General features: G+C 65.0%; 11 protein-coding genes and 1 pseudogene. 11 read left to right on the top strand and 1 reads right to left on the bottom strand.

Annotated features, from left to right (window positions below):
• Nucleotides 1–11 precede the first annotated feature (11 nt).
• The 10 genes and pseudogenes from AADJ04_RS08575 to AADJ04_RS08530 all read left to right on the top strand — a co-directional run bounded on the left by AADJ04_RS08575 (nucleotide 12) and on the right by AADJ04_RS08530 (nucleotide 10,500).
• Nucleotides 12–731: pseudogene (locus AADJ04_RS08575) on the top strand (ABC transporter permease).
• On the top strand, nucleotides 728–1,507 hold the full coding sequence (locus tag AADJ04_RS08570) for an ABC transporter ATP-binding protein (protein WP_341239357.1): 780 nt from the start codon (nucleotides 728–730) through the stop codon (nucleotides 1,505–1,507). The pseudogene AADJ04_RS08575 and the gene AADJ04_RS08570 overlap by 4 nt, the downstream one beginning before the upstream one ends.
• Nucleotides 1,508–1,674: 167 nt before the next feature.
• Nucleotides 1,675–2,448 carry a histidine utilization repressor gene (gene hutC / locus AADJ04_RS08565; RefSeq protein WP_341239359.1) on the top strand — a complete coding sequence of 258 codons (774 nt, stop codon included), beginning with the start codon at nucleotides 1,675–1,677 and terminating at the stop codon, nucleotides 2,446–2,448.
• Nucleotides 2,449–2,536: 88 nt separating this feature from the next.
• Complete coding sequence (gene hutH, locus AADJ04_RS08560; protein ID WP_341239356.1) at nucleotides 2,537–4,096, top strand: histidine ammonia-lyase; 1,560 nt, start codon at nucleotides 2,537–2,539, stop codon at nucleotides 4,094–4,096.
• A 41-nt stretch (nucleotides 4,097–4,137) separates the two neighbouring features.
• Complete coding sequence (hutU, locus tag AADJ04_RS08555; protein WP_341239355.1) at nucleotides 4,138–5,877, top strand: urocanate hydratase; 1,740 nt, start codon at nucleotides 4,138–4,140, stop codon at nucleotides 5,875–5,877.
• Nucleotides 5,877–6,536 (top strand): HutD family protein, encoded by a 660-nt coding sequence (locus AADJ04_RS08550; protein ID WP_341239354.1) that lies wholly within the window; start codon nucleotides 5,877–5,879, stop codon nucleotides 6,534–6,536. The genes hutU and AADJ04_RS08550 overlap by 1 nt, the downstream gene beginning before the upstream one ends.
• 155 nt (nucleotides 6,537–6,691) lie before the next feature.
• A complete protein-coding gene (gene hutI, locus AADJ04_RS08545) occupies nucleotides 6,692–7,873 on the top strand; it encodes an imidazolonepropionase (protein ID WP_341239358.1) in 1,182 nt (393 codons plus the stop codon).
• On the top strand, nucleotides 7,870–9,252 hold the full coding sequence (locus AADJ04_RS08540; protein WP_341239353.1) for a formimidoylglutamate deiminase: 1,383 nt from the start codon (nucleotides 7,870–7,872) through the stop codon (nucleotides 9,250–9,252). Before hutI ends, AADJ04_RS08540 begins: the two co-directional genes overlap by 4 nt.
• Nucleotides 9,253–9,292: 40 nt before the next feature.
• Nucleotides 9,293–10,108 carry an N-formylglutamate deformylase gene (hutG, locus tag AADJ04_RS08535; protein ID WP_341239352.1) on the top strand — a complete coding sequence of 272 codons (816 nt, stop codon included), beginning with the start codon at nucleotides 9,293–9,295 and terminating at the stop codon, nucleotides 10,106–10,108.
• Between the two features lie 182 nt (nucleotides 10,109–10,290).
• On the top strand, nucleotides 10,291–10,500 hold the full coding sequence (locus tag AADJ04_RS08530; RefSeq protein WP_341239351.1) for a hypothetical protein: 210 nt from the start codon (nucleotides 10,291–10,293) through the stop codon (nucleotides 10,498–10,500).
• A gap of 56 nt (nucleotides 10,501–10,556) precedes the next feature.
• Here AADJ04_RS08530 and asd read toward each other — a convergent pair whose 3' ends face one another.
• Entirely contained in the window at nucleotides 10,557–11,402 is an 846-nt protein-coding gene (asd, locus tag AADJ04_RS08525; protein ID WP_341239350.1) for an archaetidylserine decarboxylase, read from the bottom strand.
• Between the two features lie 452 nt (nucleotides 11,403–11,854).
• On the opposite strand from asd, the gene infA reads away from it, so the two are divergent.
• Nucleotides 11,855–12,109: a translation initiation factor IF-1 gene (infA, locus tag AADJ04_RS08520; protein ID WP_044398417.1), complete on the top strand. Its 255-nt coding sequence runs from the start codon at nucleotides 11,855–11,857 to the stop codon at nucleotides 12,107–12,109.
• Nucleotides 12,110–12,191 lie beyond the last annotated feature (82 nt).

The following is a 12,191-nucleotide window of genomic DNA, read 5'->3' as shown; positions in this document are numbered from 1 at the left end:
TGGTTAGCTTTGTGGCTGGTTTGCTGGCGGTGTGGGCGTGGGTCTCCCTGCGGTGATTGGTGTCGCCCACCGGCCTCGGAAGCGCCGTCACCATGGTGAAAGAAGGCTGGCTGCTGTTCACCGAGTACGGTTTTATCAAAGACATCGGCATGACCATCTGGCGCGTGGTCGGTGGCTTCATCCTGGCCGCTGTCATTGCCGTGCCGCTGGGCATCGCGATGGGCGCGTACAAAGGCATTGAGGCGTTCTTTGAGCCCTTCATCTCGTTCTGCCGCTACCTGCCTGCGTCGGCCTTCATCCCCCTGCTGATCTTGTGGGCGGGCATTGGCGAGGCGCAGAAAATCCTCGTCATCTTCATCGGCTCGGTCTTCCAGATCACGCTGATGGTGGCCGTCACCGTGGGCGGTGCGCGGCGCGACTTGGTGGAAGCTGCATACACATTGGGTGCGGGCCACAAGGGCATCGTCACGCGGGTGCTGATCCCCGGCGCGGCGCCCGAGATCGCCGAGACCCTGCGCCTGGTGCTGGGCTGGGCCTGGACCTACGTGATCGTGGCCGAGCTGATCGGCTCGTCGAGCGGCATCGGCCACATGATCACCGACAGCCAGTCGCTGCTCAACACCGGCCAGATCATCTTCGGCATCATCGTCATCGGCCTCATCGGGCTGGTCTCCGACTTCGCCTTCAAGGCGCTCAACCACCATCTGTTTGCCTGGAGTTTTGTGCGATGAGCAGCGTATCCATCCAAGCCGTCTCGCGCACCTTTGAAGGGCACAAGGGCCAGCGCACGCAGGCCCTGCTGCCCGTCGATTTTGAAGTGCGTGACAACGACTTTGTCACCATCCTGGGCCCCTCGGGCTGCGGCAAATCCACGCTGCTGCGCATTGTGGCGGGGCTGGACCACGCCACCAGCGGCCGCGTGTTGCTGGATGGCGTGCCTGTGGAAGGCCCTGGCGCCGACCGGGGCATGGTGTTCCAGAGCTACACGCTGTTCCCCTGGCTCACCATCGAGCAGAACATCCGCTTCGGCCTGCGCGAGCGGGGCATGCTGGAAAGCGCGCAAAAAGAGCGCGCCGCATACTTCATCGCCAAGGTGGGCTTGCGCGGCTTCGAGCAGCACTTTCCCAAGCAGCTGTCGGGCGGCATGCAGCAGCGCACCGCCATTGCGCGCGCCCTGGCCAACGACCCCAAGATTTTGCTGATGGACGAGCCCTTCGGAGCGCTGGACAACCAGACCCGGGTGCTCATGCAAGAGCTGCTGCTGGGCATCTGGGAGGCCGAACGCAAGACGGTGCTCTTCGTCACCCACGACATCGACGAAGCCATCTTCATGGCCAACCGCGTGGCCGTGTTCAGCGCGCGGCCCGGCCGCATCAAGACCGAGCTGGCGGTGGACTTGCCACACCCGCGCCATTACACGATCAAGACCAGCCCCGAGTTCATGGACCTCAAGGCCTGGCTGACCGAGGAGATTCGCGCAGAATCCATGGCTGCCGATTTGCACTGAGATTGCTTCCTATGCCTGCCCGTTCACCACGCCGCTCCGCGGTGCCTATTGCCCCCGCCAACCAACCATCCACGGCCCGCCGCGCTGTCGCTACCAAGGCGCAGCGCGTCGCCCCGGCGTCGGCGTCTGCTGGCGCCGTTGGCAAAGTTAGTCCCAAGGGCGATGCGATGGCGAAAGGGCGGCGTGGTGCAGCGCCCGCGCCGGTAGCAGCGGCCACCTCGGCGATGGCGCTGTACGAGCAGGTGAAGGACTTCATTGCCCGCAAGATCCAGGAGGGCGCCTGGCGCGCGGGGGATCGGCTTCCGTCAGAAAGCGAACTGGTCACCCAGTTCGGTATCTCGCGCATGACGGTGAACCGGGCATTGCGTGAACTGTCCGAGCAGGGCCGCATCGTGCGCGTGGCGGGCGTGGGCAGCTTTGTGGCCGAAGAAAAGCCCCAGTCCACGCTGCTGCAGATTGCCAACCTGGCCAGCGAAATCCGCCAGCGTGGGCACGACTACCGCTGCGATGTGCTCGCGGTGGAGCGTGTATCAGCTTCCTTGGAGGTGGCCGCTGCGCTGGATTTGCGTACGGGCGAGTCAGTGTTCCATTCGCTCTGCGTGCACCGTGAAGATGGCCTGCCAGTGCAACTGGAAGACCGCTACGTCAACCCCCGCCAGGTGCCTCAATTTGCGGTGCAAGACTTTGCGCAACTGCAGCCGTCCGAATACCTGGTGCGCAATGTGCCGTTTGACCAGGTCGAGCATGTGGTCGATGCCGTCATGCCCACCGCAGAACAGGCTGCGCTGCTGGAGATGCCTGCCACCGAGCCCTGTCTGCTGCTCACACGGCGCACCTGGTCGCGTGGCGTTCCCATCACGGTGGTACGTTGCCTGCATCCGGCGTCGCGCTATCGGCTGGGCAGCCGTTTTCGGGCGGATGGGAACCCGGCAGCGGGTTGACTCGCGCCACCAAAACCCATCAGGTTTGACCCCCTTTTCAAATTTAATTTTTTCGCTGATACTGACCTGTATATACAGGATGAGACTTATGACCGCCTCCACATCTTTTGCCTCTTCATTGCCAGCCGCCATCAACCTGGTGCCGGGCTCCGTCAGCCTGGCAGAACTGCGCCGCATCCATGCAGGCGGCGTGACCCTGCAACTCGACAGCAGTGCGCTGGCGGGCATGCAGGCCGCACAGGCCGTGGTGCAGCGCATCGTGGACGAGGACCAGGTGGTCTACGGCATTAACACCGGCTTTGGCAAGCTGGCTAGCACCAAAATTGCCCACGACCGCCTGGCCGAGTTGCAGCGCAACCTTGTGCTGTCGCACAGCGTGGGCACGGGCGATGCGCTGCCCGACGGCGTGGTGCGCCTCATTCTGGCTACCAAGGCGGTGAGCCTGGCGCGCGGCCATTCGGGCATTCGCCCCGCCATCGTCGATGCGCTGCTGGCCTTGGCCAATGCCAATGTGCTGCCGGTGATTCCGGCCAAGGGCTCGGTGGGCGCCTCGGGCGATTTGGCCCCGCTGGCGCACCTGTCGTGCGTGCTGATTGGTGAAGGGCAGGCCAAGGTCGATGGCAAGGTGGTATCGGGTGCCGATGCCATGCGCGCCATCGGGCTCACGCCCTTTGTGCTGGGCCCCAAGGAAGGGCTGGCTTTGCTCAACGGCACGCAGGTGTCTACCGCACTGGCGTTGGCTGGTTTGTTTGGGGCCGAGAACCTGCTGGCCGCAGGCCTGGTGGCGGGCTGCTTGTCGCTCGAAGCCATCAAGGGATCGGTCAAGCCGTTCGATGCCCGCATCCACGAGGCGCGGGGCCAGCTGGGCCAGATCGCTGTGGCGGCTGCGGTGCGCGGGCTGCTGCACGGCAGCGAGATCGACCCATCCCACCCCCACTGCGGCCGGGTGCAAGACCCGTACTCCATCCGCTGCGTGCCGCAGGTGATGGGCGCGTGCCTGGACAACCTGCACCACGCTGCGCGTGTGCTGACCGTCGAGGCCAATGCGGCATCTGACAACCCGCTGGTCTTTGACAACGGCGATGTGATCTCAGGCGGCAACTTCCACGCCGAGCCCGTGGCCTTTGCGGCCGACATCATTGCGCTCGCAGTGGCCGAGATCGGCGCGATCTCTGAGCGCCGTATGGCGCTGCTGCTCGATACGGGCCTGTCAGGCTTGCCTGCATTCCTGATCCGCGACAGCGGCGTGAACTCCGGCTTCATGATCGCCCAGGTCACCGCCGCCGCACTGGCCGCCGAGAACCAATGCCTGGCCCACCCCAGCAGCGTGACCAGCCTGCCCACCTCGGCCAACCAGGAAGACCATGTCTCCATGGCCACCTACGGCGCCCGCCGCCTGGCCGACATGGTGAACAACGCCGCCGTGGTGGTGGGTGTCGAAGCCATGGCTGCTGCGCAGGGCATGGAGTTCGACAGATCGCTGAAAAGCTCCCCACTGATCGAAGCGCAATTCGCCGCCATTCGCCAGCGCGTTGCCTTTTTGGAGCAAGACCGCTACCTGGCCCCGGACATTGACGCCATGCGCGAGTGGGCACTGCAGGCCGATTGGCCCGCACCGCTGCGCGCCTGCCAGCCCAGCCACGCCTGATAGGCATCACCCCTTCTAGCCAAACACCCCAGGAGCCCACCATGAACGCCAACGACGCCATCATCGCCGCAGCAGCTTCCGCCCACGCCGACCCCCGCCACGACGCCAGCCGCGTGATTCGCGCACCGCGCGGCAGCCAGCTCACCTGCAAGAGCTGGCTCACCGAGGCCGCCTACCGCATGATCCAGAACAACCTCGACCCCGAGGTGGCCGAGCGCCCGCAAGACCTGGTGGTGTACGGCGGCATTGGCCGTGCAGCGCGCAACTGGGAGTGCTTTGACCAGATCCTCGCCTCGCTCAAAGACTTGAACGACGACGAAACCCTGCTCATCCAGTCCGGCAAGCCCGTGGGCGTGTTCAAGACCCACGCCAACGCCCCCCGCGTGCTGCTGGCCAACTCCAACCTCGTGCCTAAGTGGGCGAACTGGGAGCACTTCAGCGAGCTGGACCAGAAGGGCCTGTTCATGTACGGCCAGATGACGGCGGGCAGCTGGATCTACATCGGCACGCAGGGCATCGTGCAGGGCACCTACGAAACCTTTGCCGAGGCGGGCCGCAAGCACTACGGCGGCTCGCTCGAAGGCAAGTGGATTCTGACCGCTGGTCTGGGCGGCATGGGTGGCGCGCAGCCGCTGGCCGCCACGTTTGCGGGCGCGGTGTCGCTCAACATCGAATGCCAGCAAAGCAGCATCGACTTCCGTCTGCGCACGCGTTATGTGGACAAGCAGGCGCGCGACATTGACCACGCGTTCGAGCTGATCCAGCAGCACACCGCAGCCAAAGAGGCCGTGTCGATTGCCCTGCTGGGCAACGCCGCAGACATCCTGCCCGAGCTGGTGCGCCGTGCCAAAGCCGGTGGCTTGAAGCCCGACCTAGTGACCGACCAAACCTCCGCCCACGACCTGGTCAACGGCTATTTGCCCGCAGGCTGGACGGTGGCGCAGTGGCGCGCTGCGCAGCAGGATGTGACGCAGCACGAGGTGCTGAAGAAGGCCGCCGCCAAGTCGTGCGCCGTGCATGTGCAGGCCATGCTCGACTTCCAGCACATGGGCATCCCCGTGGTGGACTACGGCAACAACATCCGCCAGGTGGCGTTTGACGAAGGCGTGAAGAACGCGTTTGACTTCCCCGGCTTTGTGCCCGCCTACATCCGCCCGCTGTTCTGCGAGGGCAAGGGCCCGTTCCGCTGGGTGGCGTTGTCGGGCGACCCGGAGGACATCCGCAAGACTGACGCCAAGATCAAGGAACTGTTCCCCGAGAACAAACACGTGCACCGCTGGCTCGACATGGCGGGCGAGCGCATCGCCTTCCAGGGCCTGCCCGCACGCATCTGCTGGCTGGGCCTGGGCGAGCGCCACATCGCGGGCCTGGCCTTCAACGAGATGGTGAAGAACGGTGAGCTCAAAGCCCCCATCGTGATCGGCCGTGACCACCTGGACACCGGCAGCGTGGCCAGCCCCAACCGTGAGACCGAAGGCATGAAGGACGGCACCGACGCCGTGAGCGACTGGCCGCTGCTCAACGCGCTGCTTAACACCGCAGGCGGCGCCACCTGGGTCAGCCTGCACCACGGCGGTGGCGTGGGCATGGGCTACTCGCAGCACTCAGGCATGGTCATCGTGGCCGATGGCACCGATGCGGCGGCGGCACGGCTGGCCAATGTGCTGGTCAACGACTGCGGCAGCGGCGTGATGCGCCATGCCGACGCAGGCTATGAACTGGCCGTTGAGACTGCCAAGAAACAAGGCCTGAAGCTGCCCATGGTTCCTGGAGCGCGCTGATGTCTGCTGACGGCGCTGCGCCGGGCGCAGCCGTGCACTGGTTTGACCTGCGCACGGTGCCTACCACGCCGTGGAAGAACGGCGGTGGTAGCACCCGCGAGCTGGTGTGCTGGCCGCCTGGTGCGGGCACCGATGCCTTTGGCTGGCGCGTGAGCGTGGCCCGCATTGCGGCCACTGGGCCGTTTTCGGCCTTCACGGGGGTGGACCGGCAGATCATGCTGCTCGACGGCGATGGCGTGACGCTGCACGGAGAAGATGCCGTGCTGTGCCACACCCTGCAGCAGCGCTGGCAGCCGTGGGGCTTTGCGGGCGAGCAGCCGCTGGACTGCCGCCTGATTGGCGGGCCATCGACCGACTTCAACCTGATGCTGCGCCGAGGCCAGTGGCAAGGTCACATGCAGATGCTGCACGACACGGGCACCGTAGGCGCCACAGGGGCCGGGCTGTGCATGGTGCTGCAGGGCCAGTGGGCGGTGTTGGGTGGCGATGCGGCGCGTGTGCTGCAAGCTGGGCAGGGCCTGTGGTGGCCCGATGCCATGGGCGCACGGGTGCTGCAGCCCTTGCAGCCGCTGTCGCCCGAGGCGGCCAACCCCCACCCGTTTGCGCCCGATGCGCGGCCTGCGCTGGTGTGGGTCGCTGTGGCGGCTGTGTCAGTGTAGGCAAAGGGGCCTCTAGCGCTTCTCCAATAAGCGCTAGAAGCGATCAATAATGTAGTGAAGGACTGAGCGCCATGTGGGATTGCATTCCTTCCCCATCCGGCCCTGGCCCCAGCGCTGATGGCATCTGGCACGGCCTGCTGCCGGTGCAGGCCCTGATGCAGCCCGATGTGCCTGTGCCGCCCGGCGCCCGCGCCAGCATCGTGGTGCAGCAGGGGCAGATCCAGTGGGTGGGCCCCGATGCGTCAGTGCCAGCCGCTTGGCAGCACTTGCCGCGCAGGCAAGGGGCGGGCGCCTTGGTCACGCCGGGCTTGGTCGATTGCCACACCCATCTGGTGTATGGCGGCCAACGCGCCAACGAATTCGCCATGCGCCTGGCAGGCGCCACCTACGAAGAGGTCGCCAGCGCGGGCGGCGGCATTGTGTCGTCCGTCAAGGCCACGCGTGCGGCGTCGGAAGACGAACTTTTTGCCCAGGCCGCCCCGCGCCTGCAAGCCCTGCTGGCCGAGGGCGTGTGCGCCATCGAGATCAAATCCGGCTACGGCCTGGCGCTGGCGCACGAACGCAAGCAACTGCGCGTGGCGCGCCGCCTGGGCGAGGTGTTTGGGGTGACGGTGCGCACCACCTTTTTGGGCGCGCACGCCTTGCCGCCCGAATACGCAGGGCGCAGCCAGGATTACATCGACCTCGTCTGCAACGACATGCTGCCCGCGCTCGCCGCCGAAGGCCTGGTGGATGCGGTGGATGTGTTCTGCGAGCGCATCGCCTTCACGCTGGCCGAGACCGAGCAGGTCTTCCGGTCTGCGCAAAAGCTCGGCATCCCCGTCAAGCTGCATGCCGAGCAGCTGTCGGACATGGGCGGCGCGGCGCTGGCGGCCCGCTACGGCGCGCTGTCGTGCGACCACATCGAGCATTTGTCGGAGAGTGGCATTGCCGCCATGCAAGCCGCAGGCACCGTGGCCGTGCTGCTGCCGGGCGCCTACTACGCGCTGCGCGACACGCATGTGCCGCCCATCCAGGCGCTGCGCGATGCGGGCGTGCCCATGGCGGTATCGACCGACCACAACCCCGGCACTTCGCCCGCCCTCAGCCTGCTGCTCATGGCCAACATGGCCTGCACGCTGTTCCGCCTGACGGTGCCCGAGGCCTTGGCAGGCATCACCACCCACGCAGCGCGTGCGCTGGGGCTGCAAGATTCGCATGGCCTGATCGCATCCGGCAGACCCGCCAACTTTGTGCTGTGGCCACTGGCCGATGCGGCCGAGCTGGCCTACTGGTTTGGCCACAAGCCCGCCTGCACCATCGTGCGGCAAGGGCGTATTCACGGAGTCCAGCCATGAACCAGCTCTTTGCAGCCGATGCGCTGCTGCCCACGGGCTGGGCGCGCAATGTGCTGATCGCATGGGATGGGGCAGGGCGCATCGCTCAGGTCACCCCCGGCGCCACAGCCCCTGCGGGCGTGCCCACTGCCGCAGGCCCGGTGATCCCCGGCATGCCCAACCTGCATTCGCACGCCTTCCAGCGCGCCTTTGCGGGGCTGACGGAATACCGGGGCCAGGCGGAGGACAGCTTCTGGAGCTGGCGCAACCTCATGTACCGCTTTGCGGCGCGCATCACGCCCGAATCGCTGGAGGCCATTGCGACCTGGCTGTATGTGGAGATGCTGGAGGCGGGCTACACCAGCGTGTGCGAGTTCCACTACGTGCACCACGACCAGGGCGGCACACCCTATGCCGATGACGCCACGCTGTCGCTGGCACTGCTGCGTGCAGCGCAGCGTGCGGGCATCGGCATCACGCTGCTGCCGGTGCTGTACCAGACGAGCGGCTTTGGCGCCAAGCCACCGCGCGCGGACCAAGCACGCTTCATTCGCAGCACGGACAACATGCTCTCATTATTGGAGCGCCTTGCGCCCGCCGCACAAGCGCAAGGGGCTGTTTTGGGTCTGGCTCCGCACTCATTGCGCGCGGTGCCGCCCGACAGTCTGGCGGCTGCCGTGCAGGGCCTCACGGCACTCAATGCGCAGGCGCCCATCCACATCCATATTGCCGAGCAGACGCAGGAGGTGGATGACTGCGTGGCCTGGAGCGGCCAGCGCCCCGTGCAGTGGCTGCTGAACCATGCGCCCGTGGACGAGCGCTGGTGCCTGGTGCATGCCACGCACATGACGCCTCAGGAATACGCTGACGCAGCGCGCACGGGCGCCGTGGCGGGCATCTGCCCCACCACCGAGGCCAACCTGGGTGACGGCATCTTCGACATGCCGCTGTGGCTGCAGCAGGGCGGGCGCTGGGGCGTGGGCTCGGACAGCCATGCCTGCGTGAACGCGGCGGAAGAACTGCTGATGCTCGAATATGGCCAGCGTCTGTCGCTGCGCCAGCGCAATGTGCTGGCCACCGCTGCGCAGCCCGAGGTGGCCACTGCCATGACCTTGCAGGCCGTGCAGGGCGGGGCGCAGGCTGCGGGCCGGGCTATTGGCGGCCTGGCCGTGGGCCAGCAGGCCGATCTGGTGGCGCTGGATGCGCAGCATGTGGCGCTGTGCGATTTGCCCGCACCCAGCATGTTGTCGGCCCATGTATTCGGCAGCCACCGCACCTCGGCCATCGACAGCGTGTGGGTGGCGGGCCAGCAGCGCATTACGGGCGGCCGGCACACGCTGCACGATGCGGCGGCCCATGCGTTTGTAGCAGCGCGCTCGGCCACCATTGCGCCCGATTGAAGCGTCCGATTGAGATTGAATTCATACCCCCGAGCTTGTGATGACCGATACCTCTCCACCTCCTTTTGTCTTTTACCCCGGCACTGCACCGCTGCTGGTGTCCATGCCCCATGCAGGCACCTACGTGCCGCCTGCGCTGGCCGCGCGCTTCACCGATGAGGCCCGCCAGGTGCCCGATACCGACTGGCACATGGAGCGCCTGTATGCGTTTGCCAAAGACATGGGCGCGTCCCTGCTCGTGGCCACGCATTCGCGCTATGTGGTCGACATGAACCGCCCGCCCGATGGCGCCAGCCTGTACCCGGGGCAGAGCGTTACCGGCCTGTGCCCGGTCGATACTTTCGACGACACGCCCATCTACGCAGCAGGCGATGTGCCCGATGAAGCAGAGATTGCTGCGCGCCGCGATGCCATCTGGGCGCCGTACCACGCGCAGCTGCGCGCCGAGCTGGACCGCATCCGCGCCCAGCATGGCGTGGCGGTGCTGTGGGATGCGCACTCCATTCGTTCGGTGTTGCCGCGCTTTTTTGAGGGCAAGCTGCCTGACCTGAATCTGGGCACGGCCGATGGCGCAAGCTGTGACCCGGCGCTGGCGCAAGAACTGCTGCAAATTGCCGAGGCCGCCCCACGCTACACCGCCGTGCTCAATGGCCGCTTCAAGGGCGGCCACATCACTCGCCATTACGGCCAGCCGGGGCTGGGCGTGCATGCGGTGCAACTGGAGATGACGCAATGCAGCTACATGCAGGAATGCCCACCGTTTGACTACCTGCCAGAGCGCGCAGCACAGGTGCAACTACATCTGCAGCGCATGCTGGCGGCAGCCCTGGACTTTGTGCGGGCAAACTGCACTTGAGTGGGTGAACCAAGAAGTGAGCGTGCGGCCGAAGATGTGGTCGCCTGGCCTGCGTGACTTGCGTCAGTTTTCGGGTGGGCGTGTGACTGAGGTTGTGTCCGAGGTGTTACCATTGACTCATCAACCCCTTCGCCCCGAAGGGAGCGGTGGTTGCACCACCCATGCGGAGGGAGCCGCACACCATGCAAGATGCGGCTTATTACCACATGCCTTTATTCAGCCCCGGCGCCTCTGTCCTGATGGGAACGAAGCGCGAAACAGTCAGCTACGTCTTGATCCGACGTTGTGCCCTGATGGTGTACCTGCAAGGGCACGACAATCCGGTGCGTCCCGAGTCTCTCCAACTCGACCCCACCGCGTTTCACCTCACGCGCAGACCAGAAAAAGAGTGACGAAGTCACTAAAACAAAACAGGCGCCTCGGCGCCTGTTTTGCTTGAGAAGGGCTTCTAGCTACGGTGCGCCATGGCTTCGCCCAGGCGAATAGGGCGTGCTGGAGTCCACGCAGGGTTGAAACGCATGGGGCCCTTGGGGAAGAGCATCACCACGGTGGAGCCCAGCAAGAAGCGCCCCATTTCCTGTCCTTGCTGCAGACTGACCTGGCCCGGGGCGTAGTCCCATTGGCGCAGTTGGCCGGTGCGCGGCGGGTTCACCAAACCGTGCCATACCGTGGCCATGCTGCCTACGATGGTTGCGCCCACCAGCACCATCACAAAGGGGCCTTGGTCAGATTCGAAGAAACACACTACACGTTCGTTGCGAGCGAACAGCCCAGGCACGCCCCGCGCCGTAGTGGGGTTGACCGAGAACAGATCGCCCGGTGCGTGCACCATGTGCGTGAGCTTGCCTGCGCAGGGCATGTGGATGCGGTGGTAATCGCGGGGGCTGAGGTACAGGGTGGCGAAGTAGCCATCGTCAAAAACTGCGGCCCTGGCTGCATCGCCACCCACCAATGCGGTGGTTGAATACGAATGTCCCTTGGCCTGAAAGACTTGGTCCCGCTCTATGCGGCCAAACTGACTGATGGCGCCATCCACGGGGCAGATCCAGTCGGCATCGGCCAGCGGGCGGGCTCCTGGTTTGAGTGCGCGTGTGAAGAAATCATTGAACGTGGCGTAAGCCGCCGGGTCGGGATTTTCCGCCTCGGCCATGTTCACCTGATAACGGGCAATGAAGCGCTCAATGGCTGCGGTGGTCCAGCGCCCGGCCCGCGCCCGTGCGAAACGACCTGCGGTAGAGGTCAAAGCCTGTTTGGGCAAAAGGTACTGAGGCAGGACGGCAAGGCGGTCAGACAAGGGTGCTTCCTTCATTGGGGGCAGTGCGACGCATTCTAAGCGGGTGGTTTCAGGACAAAAAATTGGGCACGTCACTCGCTGCCCGCGCCACCGCTTTTGGCCCTCATGGTTGCGGTCAAGCGCATCCTGCGACCCCTGGGGTGTTGGCTGAGTTGTGGAGGCAGTGGTTTGCACGGGTGGGTGCTCTTGTGGGGAAGATGGTGGTACGTAGGCAAAAAACCTTGGTCGCGCTACAATCAACAGGCTCATGCACAGCGCCAAGCCTGTTCATCGAAGCCGTCTCATCCAGGCCACTTTTCTTTCTGATCTGCGCCCCGGGTGCAGCGACTCCCCCAGCCCGCAAAGCACCGTGCTCAGCGTTTCTCGGTCACCACCGAGGAACTGCCAAGCAAACATCTTGTGTGCCGGGCGCACGTACAAAATTTGTTTTTGAGATCACTAGATAGAAACACATGGCTAAAGAAGAACTCATTGAAATGCAAGGCTCCGTTACCGAAGTTTTGCCAGACTCGCGCTTTCGCGTAACCCTGGACAATGGGCACCAACTGATTGCTTACACCGGTGGCAAGATGCGAAAGCATCACATCCGCATCTTGGCGGGCGACAAGGTTTCTTTGGAGATGTCTCCCTACGACCTGACCAAGGGCCGCATCACCTTCCGCCATTTGGCAGGCCGTGGCCCCGGCCCCGCAGGCGGCTCCCGCTGATCTGAAGGGTTTGGGGTAGAAACTGCAGCTATAATTTTGAATTCTTTCGGCGCCCCTTAATGGGGAAGTTCGAACTGGCTCC

Source organism: uncultured Acidovorax sp. (assembly GCF_964021665.1).
GTDB lineage: Bacteria > Pseudomonadota > Gammaproteobacteria > Burkholderiales > Burkholderiaceae_C > Acidovorax > Acidovorax temperans.
Note: the sequence above shows the minus strand (reverse complement) of the source record. Positions and strands in the feature narration are given on the sequence as shown.